This is a genomic window from Gymnodinialimonas mytili (assembly GCF_037544085.1).
Lineage (GTDB): Bacteria > Pseudomonadota > Alphaproteobacteria > Rhodobacterales > Rhodobacteraceae > Gymnodinialimonas > Gymnodinialimonas mytili.
In genome coordinates this window covers 271,035-285,947 of sequence record NZ_JBBIFW010000003.1, presented here as the reverse complement: position 1 = coordinate 285,947, position 14,913 = coordinate 271,035, and the positions used below count along the sequence as shown (strand labels likewise).

Genomic DNA, 14,913 nt, shown 5'->3' with positions numbered 1-14,913 from the left:
TTCCTCACAACCCAAGCCACGTCTTGATCAAGCTCGCCAATGTCGCTCCGGCAAAGATCAGCGATGCGATCCACGCCGTGCCAAGCATCGCACCGACAACGACAAGAATGCCATCCCGTTGCAACAGGCCCATCGACACGATGACGACCGCGAAACCCGGGACCGTATTTGTGCCGGGCAGGGGCACCAAAATCGATGCGCTGAACAACACCAATGCGGCGCCCATAACCTGATCCAAAGGCGCGCGCGTCAAGGCCACAAGTCGCGGGCGGCTGACCGCTTCGATCCGGCGCAGCCACGGTCTCGCGCGCCGCGCAAGGTTCTCCAACCCCTCCTTTGATACCGTTCGCGCGCCCAGTTTTTTCGGCAGCCACGGCGCTTTGCGCCCCAACAGGATCTGCCCCGACACGAACATCAGCGGCAGGGCGACGATCTGCGGGACACCGTACAGAAACGGGATGCAGCAGGGCAGCGCAAGCACCAGAAGAAACAAGCCGAACGCCCGTTCATGGAGCTGCGTCAAAATCCAGTCCAGTGAGACCGCATCCCCATCGGCGTCTTCCGCCAATTGGGAAAGCCTGTGCGAAATCGCCATTGCCTCGTTGGGGTGTGCCGTCATACCCGTGCCTCCTATGCGTTCTGGACCCGGTTGTTGCACCTGAATCACCGGCCCCGCCTAGCAAATCCGAAGCACGCTCACCAGCATGCGGCGGATCGGCACCGGCAGCGGTGTCACCATTCGGTCGGTCGATATATTTGGGCTGGACGAGATGTGGCGCCTTCGCTATCTCACACGCCTGGGCCCGAGTGGCGGAATTGGTAGACGCAGGGGATTCAAAATCCCCCGCCGCAAGGCTTGTCGGTTCGAGTCCGACCTCGGGTACCAGCCCAATCGATATAATCTCACCGAATAGAGACGCGCAGTGGCTATCAGGGTGGCGCCTGCGGGTCATGAGCTCGTGGGTCATTGCGCGACATGTTCTTGGGGTGACTCGCGTGAGCAATCAATTAGCCGCCTAGGTTTCACGGGGATGGTGAATTCAGGTGATGTGTTTTAAGCCTACTTCGGTATACATGTATTCCATAGGCGCCATATGATGCGATTCGATGGTTCAGCCAGCTCGGCTCGGCGTCCCTACGGCATCGATCGCGGAGCGTCATAAAGCGGCATTGCTGCAACTCTGAGGACGCGTCGCGCGGTTCGTGTCACCGCGCCGCCCTCAGCTTTCGGGCGATCCCCGGTCACTTTGTGGCCGAATTGGGGGTGGGGTCGTCCGATTGCAGCCGCTTCACCCATGTCGAAAAGGCGATGTACGAGGTGTGAGGTCTGTGGATTTCAGTTTGACTGCCCTGCGCGTGATTGGCGCCACGCCGCCCAATCCTCCGGCGTGTCCAAATCGACGCGTGCGCGCGCTCCGTCCAGAGGGATCAACGCCACCTGCCGCGCATGGGCTTTTAGGATCGACTTCGCTCCGTGATCGCCGTGCAGCGTCGCAAGCTGTTTCAGGTATTTTGACCCGAAGACAACGGGTTGTCCCGGTTCGCCATCGGCGCTCGCGGCTTGTACAATCGGCGCTACGCCTTGGCTGTGTAGCCCGAGCAGCAGATGCAAATCGGCCGCGCGGATGTCAGGCATATCGGCGAGCACGATCATCACGGCCTGATTTTTAAGCCCTGCGATACCGGCCCTGATAGAGGCTGCCATACCGTCATCATCTGTGGCCGTGATCACCTCGACATCCAGATCATCCAGCGCCGCCAGACGCTTGCTCTGATCCGGCCCAAGCACAACGCGCGTGGATCCGGCCTTGGCGCAGCGTTGCGCCATCAGCCGAAGCAGCGGCAGGCCGTCCACGTGTTCCAGCAATTTGTCTGCGCCGCGCATCCGGGTCGACTCGCCGGCCGCCAGCAAGATCAATGTCGCTTGATAAGCCATTGATTAACCGCGCATTCGTGTATTGTCTGCATCGAATAAAGGCGTGGTGATCAACGTGGCATCGCGCATCTGCCCCAGGATCTCGATTTGAACCGCGCGCCCGTCGACGGCCTGATCACGCGGGACAAACCCCAAGGCGACACTTTTCTGCGCATGGTGCGAATAGCCGCCCGAGGTGCAAAAGCCCTGCACAGCACCATCGATCCAGATCGGCTCATAAGCCACCACATCGGCATCATGGGCATCGACCTCAAAGGCGGCCAATAGCCGTTCGGGCGGCGCACTACGCTCCGCTTCGACGGCTGCGCGGCCAATGAAATCCATGTTCTTTTTCCAAGCGATAAAGCGGTCGAGCCCAGTTTCGGCGGGTGTATAATCCGGTGAGTATTCCCGCATCCAAGAGCCGAAAAACTTGTCCAGGCGCAGCGACATCATCGCACGCATTCCAAAGGGCTTCATTCCCTGAGGTTGACCGGCGGCCCAAAGCACATCCCAAAGCGCGCGTTGCTCCATCGCATCCACGTAGATCTCGTATCCGAGATCGCCGGTATAGCTGACACGTTGCACGATGGCGGTGGAGTGTCCGATTGTCAGTTGTCGGACCTGCAGGAACGCCAAGTCGCTGACATCCTCGCGCGTGACCGCTTGGAGCACCGCGCGCGCCTTTGGTCCGGCGATCTGAAATCCGGTGCGTCGGTCAGAGACGTTGTCGAGCACAACACCATCATCCAAATTCTGCTGGAACCAACGCTTGTGGTAGTCTTGGGCGCCATAGGATCCAGTCAGCTGAAAATGGTCATCCTTTAAGCACGTGATCGTAAAGTCGCCGATAATCTTACCGCTGGGGGATAGCATCGGGCTAAGCGACAGGCGGCCTGGCGGTGGAATGCGGCCCGCCATCAACCTGTCCAGCCAAGCCCGCGCGCCAGCGCCGCGCACGTTATACTTCCCGAAGTTCTGGACCTCGTTGATGCCGACGGCGCCGCGCACCGCCGCAACCTCGCGTGCGGTGGCCTCGAACGCGTTTGAGCGGCGGAAGGATGGCGTCTCATATCGCGCCTCGCCGGGTGCAGCGAAGTAATTTGGCACTTCCAACCCGTATTGCTGTCCCCAGACGGCGCCCATCTGGTCAAAGACGTCATACATTGCTGTGGTGCGAAACGGGCGGGCGGCGGGCAGTTCTTCGTTCGGGTACACTACGGAAAACCGCGTCTGATAGTTTTCGATGACCTTGGGCAGGGTATAGGCGGGCGTGATGATGCGCCCGAACCGCGCGACATCCATCGCCATGACATCGCGCTCGGCCTCGCCATGGATCATCCATTGCGCCAGGCTCAAACCGACGCCGCCGCCTTGGCTGAACCCGGCCATCACGCCACAGGCCGACCAGTAGTTGCGTAGGCCGGGCACCGGGCCGACCAAGGGGTTGCCGTCCGGCGCGAAGGTGAAGGGCCCGTGGATCACCGATTTGATCCCCGCGCGTTCCAGAACCGGGAAACGGCGATAGGCAAATGCGATGCTGTCCTCGATCTTGTCGAAATCGTCGGGCAGCAGCTCGTGCCCAAACTCCCAAGGCGTGCCGTCAACGGCCCAGGGGCGGCAAGTTTTCTCGTAAAATCCGATACATAGCCCGCGACCTTCCTGTCGCAGATAGCTTTCGCCTGCCGGGTCCACGATATGCGGATGCTCGCTCTCGCGTTCGTAGATTTCGGGTGTTTCTTCCGTGACGAGGTATTGGTGCTCCATCGGGTGAAGCGGCAGATAATAGCCTGCCATCGCCGCCACTTCGCGGGCCCAAAGACCCGCGGCATTCACCACATGTTCGGCATGGATTGTGCCTTGATCGGTGACAATCTCCCAACTTCCATCGGGTTGAGGGTTGGTCTCCAACACTTTGGTATGAGTGCGAATATCGGCGCCACCCATCCGCGCAGCCTTGGCATAGGCATGGGTTGTGCCCGATGGGTCAAGGTGACCGTCGAGCGGATCGTAAAGCGCGCCCAACACATTCTCGGTATTGGTGATCGGTGAGAGCGCCTTGATATCATCGGGGCCAATGATCTCTGTCTCAAGGCCCATGAACCGGTGCTTGGCGCGTTCGGCTTTCAGCATATCCAGCCGTTCGGGTGTATCGGCCAGGGTGACGCCGCCCACATGATGCAGACCGCAAGACATGCCCGTAAGCTCTTCCAATTCCTCGTAAAGCCGGATCGTGTAGCCCTGCAAAGCGGCCATATTCGTATCGCCGTTCAGGGTGTGAAACCCGCCCGCGGCGTGCCAGGTGGAGCCCGAAGTGAGTTCGGAGCGTTCCAGCAGCAGCACATCGGACCAGCCAAGCTTGGTGAGGTGGTAGGCAACCGAGCAGCCCACCACGCCGCCACCAATGATACATACGCGGGTCTGGGTCGTCATGGGGCAACTCCTGTCGTTTTGCGCCATGTGACGATGGGGTTTTGTGTGCGGCAAGTCCGAATGCGACATATCAGGTCGGCGCGGACCCGGATTTCGCACGAAATCCGAGACGAAAAACGCGGTTTTCTGCGCGCGAAGCGTCAGCGGTCGGCGAGTTGCTCGGACAGGAGGTTGCGGACCTGATCGCGCGGGACGTCTGAGGTCACGAAGGCCGCGCCGATGCCGCGTGCCAGAATAAACCGCAACTGGCCATCGATGACCTTCTTGTCCTGCCCCATGAGATCCAGAAGCGTGTGCGCGTCGGGAAGATCGCCCTTTATGTCTCTGAGATCGCGCAACATCTGCATGTCAGCCAGGTGCGCGCGGACGCGGCTTGGATCTTCTTGCGGGCACAGGCCCAGCCGCGCGGACAACTCAAAGGCCAGCGCACAACCGATGGCCACGCCCTCGCCATGCAGCAGGCGGTCGGAATAGCCAGTCGCCGCCTCCAGCGCATGGCAAAAGGTATGGCCAAGGTTCAAAAGCGCCCGGTCGCCTTGCTCGGTCTCATCCCGCACGACAATATCGGCCTTCATCTGGACCGAGCGGCGCACGGCCTCTTGCCTCAGGTCCAGATCGCCCGCCGCCAGGGCAGGGCCGTTGGCTTCGAGCCAGGCGAAGAAATCCGCATCCCCTAACAGCCCGTATTTCGCGACCTCACCATATCCTGCGCGGAAATCGCGCGGGGTCAGCGTGCCCAGAACCGCGATATCGGCCAGCACCAATGCGGGTTGATGAAAGGCCCCGATCAGGTTCTTGCCATGGGCGGTGTTGATCCCGGTCTTGCCGCCCACCGAACTGTCGACCTGCGCCAGCAGAGAGGTTGGGATCTGCACGAACCGGATGCCACGGCGATGGATCGCGGCGGCAAAGCCCACCAGATCACCGATCACACCGCCGCCAAACGCGATCACGATATCGCGCCGTTCGACTTTCTCGGACAGCAACCAATCGGCTACGTGTTGTAGATTGTCCCAGTTCTTGGTGGCCTCGCCGGGCTCCAACACCAAAGCCTCCGAGGCGATACCGCCGCCGGACAGCGCGCCCTGTAACGTGTCGAGATGCAGGGCGGCCACGTTCCGCTCGGTCACGATCCAGACCTTTGGCCGTGCCAGAAAGGGCTGCACATGGCGATCTGCCGCTTTCACGAGGCCGGGGCCGATCACAACGTCATAGGCGCGGTCGCCCAGGGGAACGTGAACGATATCTGTCATGTCTGGCTTACTTTCGGGCGGATGGTGCCGGTTTTGCGTAAGATCTCCAACACGGCCGCAGCTGTCTGATCAATCGACCAATCTGGGGCGACATGGACCTTTTCGGGGGCCAGTGCGTAGACCGGCCCGCGTTGGTCCAGAAGTGCGGCCAAGGTCGCTTTCGGGTCGTCGGTGCGCAGAAGCGGGCGGTGAGATTTATGGCGCACGCGGTTCCAAAGTAGCTCAAGATCCGCCTCCAGCCAAACCACCGCTGCACGCGCCGTCAGCAGGTCACGGTTGGCCTCGGTCATCCAGGCCCCGCCGCCGGTCGACAGAATGCAGGGTGGTCCATCCAACAGGCGCGCGATCACTTGCCCCTCTTTCTCGCGAAAGAACGGCTCGCCATAGCGTTCGAAAATCTCGGCGACGGTCAATTGCGAGGATTGCACGATTTCGGCATCGGAATCGCGGATCGGCACGTCAAGCGTGGTGGCCAGCGATTTGCCGATCGCGGTTTTTCCGGCGCCCATCATCCCGATCAGCACAACGCTGCGGGTCAAGGTCTCGGAAAGCTGTGGCGCGCTTTCGCCCATCTTTGAAAAATTATCCCCCTGGCTGGCGACATCTCGCCGACCATGGCTTATATGCAATTGGTCGCGGCGGCAAACGCCGAACACCGTGACGTAACCGGGGCAGCGCTGGGGCGCCGGACACTGGAAACGGGTAAGCGGGACACGGGCATGGGGCGCATCCTTATCATTTTGGTCTTTCTGGCCTTTCTGGGTTTTGTCGCGCTTTTGGGCTATGCCTATTCGGGCTTTTTGCAGCCGGAGGTACAGAATGTGACGCAGCCGATCGACCTGGATCTGGACTAGGGTATGTTTGCGCGGATCCCTTGCCTGATTGGATGCGTGCTGATCGCCGCGGGACCCGTCTGGGCTCAGAATGGCGTGGCGGACTTGCCACCCTTGGGCGAGCCTGCCTGGCTGTCGGATACGATCACACGCCCCCATGCCAATGTGGCGACCGATGCGTCCGTTCCCGAAATCACGGTGCTGCCCCTGGATGCGGTGCAATTGGATGCGGTTGGCCTGCTGCCCAACACGATCACGGGTCTTCCGGCGGGCCTTTGGGGGACGTCGCGGACCGAGGATCTGGCGCGGTTGATGCGCGCGCAACCAATCGTGGGCCTGCCTGCGATGCAGAGCTTTACCCAGCGTTTGGCCTTGGCGGAGCTTGACCCGCCGAGGGATGCGCCGCCGGAAGGGTCCGAGCTGTTTTTGGCGCGATTGGACATGCTTCTGGATCGCGGGGCGCTGGATCCGGCCCAGGCGTTGATGGAGCGTGCCGGCCCGACCGAGCCGTCGGTGTTCCGGCGCTTTTTCGATGTCTCGCTGCTGACGGGCCATGGGCAGCGGGCCTGTGCGGTGATGAATGCCAACCCCGATATCGCCCCGACCTTCCCGGCGCGGATCTTTTGTCTTGCACGCGGCGGCGATTGGTCGGCGGCGGCATTGTCGCTGGATACCGGCGAAGTTCTTGGGCGCATCACCGAGGACGAGGCCGATCTGATCGCGCGGTTCCTCGACCCCGAATTGTTTGAAGGCGAGCCGCCTTTGCCCCCCGATACCAACCTCACGCCGCTGGAATTCCAGATGCGGATGGCGATTGCCGAACGGCCCGATGCGTCCGGCCTGCCATTGGCTTTTGTGCACGCCGATCTAAACGTCCTGGCCGGGTGGCGGGCGCAATTGGATGCCGCGGAACGGTTGACCCGGTCGGGCGCCATCGCGCCTCAGCAATGGCTGGCGATCTACACGGCGCAGACCCCTTCGGCCTCGGGCGCGGTATGGGATCGCGTTGGGGCGTTGCAGGCCTTTGACGCCGCGTTGCTGGCCGGCGATCCGGCTGAAACCAGTGCGCGACTGGGCCCCGCCTGGACCGCGATGGAGGAAGCGGGGCTGGAGGTGGCATTTGCCGAGATCTATGCAGACCGCCTGCTGCGCCTGCCGTTGACAGGGCGTGCCGGGATCTTGGCGCGGCGTGTGGGGCTCTTGTCGCCGATCTACGAAGAGGTGGCGCAATCCGCGATTGCGCAGGATCCGGCGGAGGCCTTTGCCTTTGACATTGCCCGAGGTGTGCCCGCCACGCCCCCGGCGGGGGCCGATCTGCTGCAAAACGCCATTGCCAGCGCGTTTTCCTCCGATCCGCCAGCCCATCGCTACAGCTTGTATCTTGAGGAGAATCGCCTGGGCGAAGCGCTGTTGCGCGCCGCGCTGGTCTTGGCTGAGGGGCGCGGGGATGGCGACGATCTGGCCGATGCGCTTATCTTGCTGCGCGCGGTGGGGCTGGAAGATGTGGCGCGCCGCTCCGCTTTGCAACTGCTGTTGCTCGAGGCCTAGCGCATGGCCGGTCCCAGCACGGATAGCGCCTGGATCTCGCTGTATCTGGATGCGGCCGCCGCCGAACAAGGCGCTGCGACGAATACCCTGTTGGCCTATGGACGCGATTTGAAGGATGCGATGGCGTGGCTAGGGCGCAAGGGGCGCCGCTTTGCCACTGCGGATCGCGCTGCATTCGAGGATTATCTGGCGGGGCTTGAGGCGGAAGGATTGGCCAAAGCCACCCGCGCGCGGCGCCTGTCCTCGCTGAAACAGCTTTATCGGTTTGCCTTTGAAGAAGGCTGGCGCGGCGACAATCCGGTTCTTCAGATCACCGGGCCGGGCCGGGCGCGCCGTTTGCCCAAGACGCTAAGCCTTGAGCAAGTGGATGCGTTGCTGATTGCTGCCGCGCATCACGGGCGCAATCCCGGCGAGCGCCTGCGCAACCATTGCCTGATGCAGATCCTCTATGCGACGGGCTTGCGGGTGACCGAGTTGGTCTCGCTGCCTGTGGCGGCGTTGCGCGGCGATCCGCAGATGCTGTTGGTGAAGGGGAAGGGCGGCAAGGAACGCATCGTGCCGCTGTCGCCGCCCGCCCGGGACGCGATCGCCGCCTGGCTAAGCCATCGCGATAAGGCCGAGGAGGTTGCCCAAGCCGAAACAGGCACCAAGCCTTCCAGCTTCGCCTTCCCCTCGCGCGGGAAATCCGGGCACCTGACCCGGGTGCGGTTTTTCACCCTAATCAAGGATCTGAGCCTGTCGGCCGGCATCGATCCGGCCAGCGTGACACCACATACCTTACGCCACGCATTTGCAACGCATCTGCTGCAAAACGGCGCCGATCTGCGCGCGATCCAGACGCTTTTGGGCCATGCCGACATCGCCACGACCGAGATCTACACTCATATCCTGGATGAGCGGTTGCGCGATCTGGTTCTGCAAAACCACCCCCTGGCGCGCGACGACTAACCGTCTGTGCCCTTGAACCACGCCTGCGCCGCCCCCATAACCCGCCCATGGACAACGATCTTCCGCTTCCCGAACCCAGCGCACTCGCCGACCCGACCACCTGGATCATTGCAGGCGTCATTGCGTTGCTGCTGGTCTGCTCCGGCTTTTTCTCAGGCTCTGAAACGGCGCTGACCGCGGCCTCGCGCGGGAAACTGCGCTCGATGGCCGATAAGGGCGATTGGGGATCGCGCGGTGCGCAACGGGCACTGGACCTGAAGGAAGACAATGAACGCCTGATTGGCGGCATTCTGCTGGGCAACAACCTGGTGAATATCCTGGCGACCTCGCTGGCCACGGCCTTGTTTACGGCGATATTGGGCGAGGGCGGCGTGGCGCTGGCCACCCTGGTGATGACCGCGCTGGTACTGATCTTTGCCGAGGTCCTGCCCAAGACCTATGCGATCAACAATGCCGAAACCGCCGCGGCGCGGATCGCCCGGCCCATCGGGCTGATCATCGCGATCATGGCGCCGGTTGTTGCCGTGGTGCGGGTATTGGTGCGCGGCGTGCTGCGGCTGTTTGGTCTGCGCATCGAAGCGGGCGCCAACATGCTGTCGGTTCAGGAAGAGATCATCGGCGCCTTGTCCATTGGCCATCAGGAAGGCTCGGTCGAGAAAGAGCATCGCGACCGGCTTCTGGGCGCGCTCGACCTGCATGAACGGACGGTGGAAGAGATCATGTTGCACCGCTCCGGCATCGAGATGATCGATGCAGATGCCGCTCCCGAACAGATTTTGAGCCAGGCTTTGCAATCGCCCCATACGCGCCTGCCGGTGTTCAAGGACGATCAGGAAAACATCATGGGCGTGGTCCACGCCAAGGACCTGCTGCGCGTCATCGACCGGCTGACCCGCGGCGAAGATGCGCCCGGACTGGCGGGCTTCGACATCGCCGATGTGGCGATGAAACCGTATTTCGTGCCGGAAACGACAACGCTGGACGATCAGATGCGGCAGTTTCTGCGCCGTCACACGCATTTTGCGCTGGTCGTGGACGAATATGGCGCCCTGCGCGGTCTGATCACGCTGGAAGATATCTTGGAAGAGATCGTGGGCGAGATCACGGATGAATTCGATGTTGAAGACGCGCAGGTTCTGCGCCCAGACGGCGCTGGAAACTACCTGATTGATGGCGGCATGACGATCCGCGATCTGAACCGCGCCGCCGATTGGGCGCTTCCCGACGAAGAGGCGAATACGGTGGCGGGCTTGGTCATCCATGAAGCACAGACGATCCCGGTTCCGGGGCAATGCTTCGCGTTCCACGGCTTCCGTTTCGAAGTGGCAGAGCGCGAGGCCAACCGCTTGACGAAGCTCAAGATTCGCCGATTGTGACGACCGGGCCACTCAGCGGTGCGGAATTCTCACGCATTCCGTCCCGCAGAACGTGCGTTTTCCGGCCTCGCTCAGTCCTTGCCGCGATAGGGCTCCACATATTGCAGCGCCATGTCCCAGGGAAAGAAGATCCAGGTATCCTGGCTGACCCCGGTGATGAAGGTATCCACCATCGGTTCCCCCTTGGGCTTGGCATAGACGGTGGCGAAATGGGCGTTGGGGTACAGCTCACGAACCAATTCCAGCGTCTTGCCGCTATCGACCAGATCGTCGATCACCAACACGCCGGTCCCGTCGCCCATCAACTCGGCGTCAGGGTGTTTCAGTACCTCCGCATCGCGTTGCTGATCGGCTTTGCCACCGCCCGCATGGTAGGATTTCACAGAGATCGTATCGACAGTTCGGATGTCCAATTCCCGGCTGACAATCATCGCAGGCGCCATGCCGCCGCGCGTGATCGCGACCACGGCCCGCCAGGCGCCATCCTCACCCGGCCCACGTTTGTCGAGCCGCCAGGCCAATGCGCGTGCGTCGCGATGGATCTGATCCCAGCTCACGTGGAAGCCTTTTTCATGGGGAAGTTGTGTGGTCATGTCTTAGCCTCGGTCCAATAGCAATCGCACGCCAAGCGCGCCCAAAACGCCCGCTGCGATCCTGTCGAAAATCTGTTTCGCCCCCAGATAGCGCCTGCGCACCCAACCCGTCGAGAGGGCAACGGCCAAGGCCGGTTGCACCACCATCTCGACACCCAGATGGTTCACGTAGATCAGCGCCTTGTCGGCGCTGGTCAGCCCGGCGGGAAAGATCACAACAATCACCGCCGCCGAGAAGAGCACCGATTTCGGGTTGGCCAGGTTCACCAACATGCCCTGACGGAACGCGCGACCATGGCTTGCCGCACTGGCCGCGGCCACCGGCGCGCGCGCATGGCGCCAAGTCTGGACGGCGATCCAGATCAGATAGGCCGCGCCACCGATTTTCACGGCGGTATAGGCCCACGGAAACAGGGTGAAGAGCGCGTCGAGGCCTAGAAGCGCCGCCAATGTCCACAGCGATGCCATCAGGCCCAAGCCCATGGCCGCGGCGATCCCGGCGCCCCGCCCATCCGCCATCGCCGTGCGGATCAAGAACAGCAAAGACGGGCCAGGGGATGCAATCGCCGCGAGCAACGTTGCATTAAACGCGACCAAATGAACCCAGTCGATGGTCACTGCGCGTCCTTCTTATCCAGGCTCATATCCGGCGCTTCGGGGTTTTTCATTCCGATCACGTGATAGCCGGCATCGACATGGTGGACCTCGCCGGTCACAGCGCTGCCCAGATCGCTGAGAAGATACAAGGCCGATTTGCCGACCTCATCCTGTGACACGGTCCGCCGCAGGGGGGCGTTGTTCTCGTTCCATTTCAGGATGTAGCGAAAATCGCCAATGCCGCTGGCGGCAAGCGTTTTGATCGTGCCCGCGCTGATCGCATTCACGCGGATCCCATCGCGGCCCAGATCTTCGGCCAGATACATGACCGAGGCTTCCAGTGCGGCCTTCGCGACCCCCATGACATTGTAATGAGGCATGACCTTTTCGGAGCCGTAATAAGTCAGCGTCAGCAGAGAGCCACCATTGGGCATCATCTTTTCGGCGCGCTGGCACACGGCGGTGAAGGAATAGACCGAGATGTTCATCGTCATCTCGAAATTCGCGGGCGAAGTCTCCACATAGCGACCGCGGAGTTCGTTCTTATCCGAGAAGCCTATGGCGTGGACAACGAAATCCAGACTGCCCCATTCCTTTTCGAGTGTTTCAAAAAGCGTATCCAGTGACGCCTCGTCGCCCACATCGCAGGGCACGACAAGATCCGACCCCAGTTGCGCGGCCAGCGGCTGCACGCGTTTCAGCAAGGCGTCGCCTTGATACGAAAACGCCAGGTCCGCGCCCTCGGTGGCCAGTGCCTTTGCGATACCCCAAGCGATGGATTTGTCGTTGGCGAGCCCCATGATCAGCCCGCGTTTTCCGTCCATCATTCCCATCGACTTATTCTCCGCCGTCTTGGTCTATCACTTTGGCCCGTCGTAGGGCATCGCCCCGATGGCTTCAAGATAAGCTGACCCTTGCCGCCTGCGATGTCGCCCGCTAGCTGGTCGGTAAAGATGAAAACGGGGGACGCAATGTCGGATCGCAGCGATATATTTGCCGGGGATGACCCAATCGCTTTGGCGCAAGCCTGGTTAAGCGAGGCGGAGCGGACGGAGCCCAACGATGCCAATGCGATTGCGCTGTCGACGGTCGATGCCGACGGCTTGCCCAATGCGCGGATGGTTCTGCTGAAAGAGATCGAGGTGACTGGCGCGGGGCATGGCGGCTTTGTGTTCTACACCAATTACGGTTCGGTCAAAGCGCAGGAGATCGAAAGCGCCGGTAAAGCTGCGTTCGTGATGCATTGGAAAAGCCTTCGTCGACAGATCCGCGTCCGTGGCCTGACCGAGCGCGAGGAGGGGCCGCAGGCCGATGCCTATTATGCCAGCCGGTCGCTCAAAAGCCGCCTGGGCGCTTGGGCCTCGGATCAGTCGCAACCCTTGGAAGGGCGCGCCTCACTGATGGCGAAGGTGGCCAAGATCACGGCGACCCATGGCCCGAATCCCAAGCGCCCGCCATTCTGGGGCGGTATCCGGATCACGCCGCTGGAGATCGAGTTCTGGGCCGATGGTGCCTTTCGGCTCCATGACCGGTTCCGTTGGTCGCGCGCACAGGCTTCGGACAGCTGGCAGGTTCAACGCCTAAATCCATAGCTTGACGCGAACGTAACCTGACGAAAGGTGTTGCGGATTTGCTAGTTTGTACAGTGTTTCGTGAATTCGCGTTGATTTCACTGCATATTTTTACAAGGTCAGTCTGGAAAAGCGCTTTATAACCCGTAAGGTTAACGGCTGAAGGATATCGGCGTGGGCCTCCCAGTGCAGCAAGTAGTAACCGCCCTGGTTGAAGGGCACATTAAGTGGTTCGACGCAGCCAAAGGCTTCGGCTTTGTTTTGGATGCCGCTGGTGGTCCGGACGTTCTTTTGCATGCCAATGTGCTGCGCAATTTCGGCCGCTCGTCGGTAGCGGAGGGGGCGTTTGTGTCCTTGCGCGCCCAACAGACCAATCGCGGATTGCAGGCGACAGAGATCCTGTCGATTGACCTCCCCGAACCGGCGGAGCCGACCCAAAATGCCGAGGGGTTCGACATACCCGACGTGTCTGACCACCCGCTTTTGGCGGCCCGGGTTAAGTGGTTTGACAAGGCCAAGGGCTTTGGGTTCGCCAATATCTTTGGGGAGCCTGGCGATGTCTTCGTGCATATAGAAGTGCTGCGCCGGTCCGGCTTTACCGAGCTGCAGCCGGGCGAAGCGATTGCCATCAAGGTGATCGACGGTCCGCGCGGCAAGATGGCCGCTGAGGTGCGGACCTGGGATCTCGGCTGACTTTTCTCGCTTTGCGGCGACACACTGCTCCGGTCACACAGCCCCGTGATAGGCGGCGCCTTGACCTTGTAAGGCATCTTCGCAGTATAGCGCCCATTGGGTGACGAAAGGCGCGAACGATGCGGCAGAGCATTTTTGCAGCGATCATGGTTTCGATGGCGGTCACAGCCGCGCCCGCAATCGCGGCGTGTCGCGATGATCGGGTTGAGCTGCGTGGTGATTGGGGCACCGCACGGTTTCGCGTTTCGGTGGCCGATGACGCCGCCGAACGCGCGCAGGGGCTGATGCATGTCGAAGAGATGGCCCGCATGTCGGGCATGTTGTTTGTCTATGACGGCCCGCAACGGGTCAGCTTCTGGATGGAAAACACGCTGATCCCCCTGGATATGGTGTTTCTCGATGCGACTGGCACGGTGGTGAACGTCCATGCCAATGCAATCCCGCTTGATCGCACGCCGATCCCGGGCGGTAGCGACGACATTCAATATGTGCTGGAGGTCAATGGCGGCGTGGCCGCGGGTTTCGGGATCGCGCCCGGCACGGAACTGCGCCATCCGGCAATTGACGCCGATCTTGCTGCATGGAGTTGCGCTGAGTGACGTCTGGGGGCTTGCCAGGGCGCCCGTTGACCCGATAAGAGCAGCGCACGGTCGGGGCGTGGCGCAGTCTGGTAGCGCACCTGTTTTGGGTACAGGGGGTCGTGAGTTCGAATCTCGCCGCCCCGACCATCTCCAAAATCACTACATTTAGTATTAACCTTGGTTAAGATCCCGGCATATGGTGTGGCTGTCAGGCCATATTTGGCCGATCGCGCTAGATCTTGTGCGGCGAGCGCAGATTCTTTTTCGCACCCGGTCAGGTTGTATCGGGCTCGCGAACGCGTTGATGCTGCATCGCAGCTATATCGCCGGTCCGCTTGTTTTTGCTCGCGAAACCGCGATCCTACCGGCCAGCCAGCAAAATCTGGGAATCGCAACTATCGGATGAACCATCGCGGTGAGGTTCGATTGCAAGTCTGAAAACCAGATGAATGTGACAAAAAAATGATTGACCCAGTTGGTCTCTCTACGTCAGTTTGTGTGGGCCGGGTCAGACGCCACCACATATAGCGCCACTCCGGCAGGGGCAGAGAGTCACCTCAACCAGACGACGA

At 61.4% G+C, this 14,913-nt stretch carries 15 protein-coding genes and 2 tRNA genes; 9 read left to right on the top strand and 8 right to left on the bottom strand.

The annotated features are described in order from the left end of the window. Positions 1–4 precede the first annotated feature (4 nt). Positions 5–619 (bottom strand): exopolysaccharide biosynthesis protein, encoded by a 615-nt coding sequence (locus V8J82_RS15640; protein ID WP_339976354.1) that lies wholly within the window; start codon positions 617–619, stop codon positions 5–7. Between the two features lie 182 nt (positions 620–801). On the opposite strand from V8J82_RS15640, the gene V8J82_RS15635 reads away from it, so the two are divergent. After that, positions 802–886, top strand: a tRNA-Leu gene (locus tag V8J82_RS15635). Between the two features lie 450 nt (positions 887–1,336). Here V8J82_RS15635 and V8J82_RS15630 read toward each other — a convergent pair. The 4 genes from V8J82_RS15630 to V8J82_RS15615 all read right to left on the bottom strand — a co-directional run bounded on the left by V8J82_RS15630 (position 1,337) and on the right by V8J82_RS15615 (position 6,173). Further along, entirely contained in the window at positions 1,337–1,936 is a 600-nt protein-coding gene (locus V8J82_RS15630) for a nucleotidyltransferase family protein (RefSeq protein WP_339976352.1), read from the bottom strand. A gap of 3 nt (positions 1,937–1,939) precedes the next feature. Further along, the gene (locus tag V8J82_RS15625) at positions 1,940–4,348 is read right to left on the bottom strand and encodes a GcvT family protein (RefSeq protein ID WP_339976350.1); all 2,409 of its coding nucleotides are present in this window, start codon (positions 4,346–4,348) and stop codon (positions 1,940–1,942) included. 140 nt (positions 4,349–4,488) lie between these two features. Further along, on the bottom strand, positions 4,489–5,601 hold the full coding sequence (gene aroB, locus V8J82_RS15620; RefSeq protein WP_339976347.1) for a 3-dehydroquinate synthase: 1,113 nt from the start codon (positions 5,599–5,601) through the stop codon (positions 4,489–4,491). Beyond that, complete coding sequence (locus tag V8J82_RS15615) at positions 5,598–6,173, bottom strand: shikimate kinase (protein ID WP_339976345.1); 576 nt, start codon at positions 6,171–6,173, stop codon at positions 5,598–5,600. Before V8J82_RS15615 ends, aroB begins: the two co-directional genes overlap by 4 nt. A 42-nt stretch (positions 6,174–6,215) precedes the next feature. Here V8J82_RS15615 and V8J82_RS15610 point away from each other — a divergent pair, with 42 nt between their 5' ends. The 4 genes from V8J82_RS15610 to V8J82_RS15595 are packed head-to-tail and all read left to right on the top strand — an operon-like array spanning position 6,216 to position 10,306. After that, positions 6,216–6,455, top strand: a complete 240-nt coding sequence (locus V8J82_RS15610; RefSeq protein ID WP_339976343.1) for a hypothetical protein — start codon at positions 6,216–6,218, stop codon at positions 6,453–6,455. A gap of 36 nt (positions 6,456–6,491) precedes the next feature. After that, positions 6,492–7,982 carry a hypothetical protein gene (locus tag V8J82_RS15605; protein WP_339976341.1) on the top strand — a complete coding sequence of 497 codons (1,491 nt, stop codon included), beginning with the start codon at positions 6,492–6,494 and terminating at the stop codon, positions 7,980–7,982. Positions 7,983–7,985: 3 nt separating this feature from the next. Further along, on the top strand, positions 7,986–8,930 hold the full coding sequence (locus tag V8J82_RS15600) for a tyrosine recombinase (protein WP_339976339.1): 945 nt from the start codon (positions 7,986–7,988) through the stop codon (positions 8,928–8,930). Positions 8,931–8,977: 47 nt separating this feature from the next. Next, positions 8,978–10,306: an HlyC/CorC family transporter gene (locus tag V8J82_RS15595; RefSeq protein ID WP_339976337.1), complete on the top strand. Its 1,329-nt coding sequence runs from the start codon at positions 8,978–8,980 to the stop codon at positions 10,304–10,306. Positions 10,307–10,377: 71 nt separating this feature from the next. Here the strand turns inward: V8J82_RS15595 and gpt are convergent, their stop codons facing one another. Genes gpt through fabI form a run of 3 tightly spaced genes read right to left on the bottom strand, consistent with a single transcriptional unit; the run spans position 10,378 to position 12,329 of the window. Further along, complete coding sequence (gene gpt / locus V8J82_RS15590) at positions 10,378–10,899, bottom strand: xanthine phosphoribosyltransferase (RefSeq protein ID WP_339976335.1); 522 nt, start codon at positions 10,897–10,899, stop codon at positions 10,378–10,380. A 3-nt stretch (positions 10,900–10,902) separates the two neighbouring features. Further along, positions 10,903–11,517 carry a LysE family translocator gene (locus V8J82_RS15585; RefSeq protein WP_339976333.1) on the bottom strand — a complete coding sequence of 205 codons (615 nt, stop codon included), beginning with the start codon at positions 11,515–11,517 and terminating at the stop codon, positions 10,903–10,905. Beyond that, entirely contained in the window at positions 11,514–12,329 is an 816-nt protein-coding gene (fabI, locus tag V8J82_RS15580) for an enoyl-ACP reductase FabI (RefSeq protein WP_339976331.1), read from the bottom strand. Before fabI ends, V8J82_RS15585 begins: the two co-directional genes overlap by 4 nt. Positions 12,330–12,467: 138 nt before the next feature. On the opposite strand from fabI, the gene pdxH reads away from it, so the two are divergent. The 4 genes from pdxH to V8J82_RS15560 all read left to right on the top strand — a co-directional run bounded on the left by pdxH (position 12,468) and on the right by V8J82_RS15560 (position 14,488). Further along, complete coding sequence (pdxH, locus tag V8J82_RS15575) at positions 12,468–13,088, top strand: pyridoxamine 5'-phosphate oxidase (RefSeq protein WP_339976329.1); 621 nt, start codon at positions 12,468–12,470, stop codon at positions 13,086–13,088. 153 nt (positions 13,089–13,241) lie between these two features. Beyond that, positions 13,242–13,760, top strand: a complete 519-nt coding sequence (locus V8J82_RS15570) for a cold-shock protein (RefSeq protein ID WP_339976327.1) — start codon at positions 13,242–13,244, stop codon at positions 13,758–13,760. Positions 13,761–13,879: 119 nt separating this feature from the next. Continuing rightward, a complete protein-coding gene (locus V8J82_RS15565) occupies positions 13,880–14,359 on the top strand; it encodes a DUF192 domain-containing protein (protein ID WP_339976325.1) in 480 nt (159 codons plus the stop codon). A gap of 52 nt (positions 14,360–14,411) precedes the next feature. Continuing rightward, a tRNA-Pro gene (locus V8J82_RS15560) sits at positions 14,412–14,488 on the top strand. The last annotated feature ends 425 nt before the right edge of the window (positions 14,489–14,913 follow it).

What these genes read in the sequence shown, in the direction of transcription:
- V8J82_RS15640 (WP_339976354.1), bottom strand. Translation starts at nt 619, where the DNA reads ATGACGGCACACCCCAACGAGGCAATGGCGATTTCGCACAGGCTTTCC.
- V8J82_RS15630 (WP_339976352.1), bottom strand. Translation starts at nt 1,936, where the DNA reads ATGGCTTATCAAGCGACATTGATCTTGCTGGCGGCCGGCGAGTCGACC.
- V8J82_RS15625 (WP_339976350.1), bottom strand. Translation starts at nt 4,348, where the DNA reads ATGACGACCCAGACCCGCGTATGTATCATTGGTGGCGGCGTGGTGGGC.
- aroB (WP_339976347.1), bottom strand. Translation starts at nt 5,601, where the DNA reads ATGACAGATATCGTTCACGTTCCCCTGGGCGACCGCGCCTATGACGTT.
- V8J82_RS15615 (WP_339976345.1), bottom strand. Translation starts at nt 6,173, where the DNA reads ATGGGCGAAAGCGCGCCACAGCTTTCCGAGACCTTGACCCGCAGCGTT.
- V8J82_RS15610 (WP_339976343.1), top strand. Translation starts at nt 6,216, where the DNA reads ATGGCTTATATGCAATTGGTCGCGGCGGCAAACGCCGAACACCGTGAC.
- V8J82_RS15600 (WP_339976339.1), top strand. Translation starts at nt 7,986, where the DNA reads ATGGCCGGTCCCAGCACGGATAGCGCCTGGATCTCGCTGTATCTGGAT.
- V8J82_RS15595 (WP_339976337.1), top strand. Translation starts at nt 8,978, where the DNA reads ATGGACAACGATCTTCCGCTTCCCGAACCCAGCGCACTCGCCGACCCG.
- gpt (WP_339976335.1), bottom strand. Translation starts at nt 10,899, where the DNA reads ATGACCACACAACTTCCCCATGAAAAAGGCTTCCACGTGAGCTGGGAT.
- fabI (WP_339976331.1), bottom strand. Translation starts at nt 12,329, where the DNA reads ATGGGAATGATGGACGGAAAACGCGGGCTGATCATGGGGCTCGCCAAC.
- pdxH (WP_339976329.1), top strand. Translation starts at nt 12,468, where the DNA reads ATGTCGGATCGCAGCGATATATTTGCCGGGGATGACCCAATCGCTTTG.
- V8J82_RS15565 (WP_339976325.1), top strand. Translation starts at nt 13,880, where the DNA reads ATGCGGCAGAGCATTTTTGCAGCGATCATGGTTTCGATGGCGGTCACA.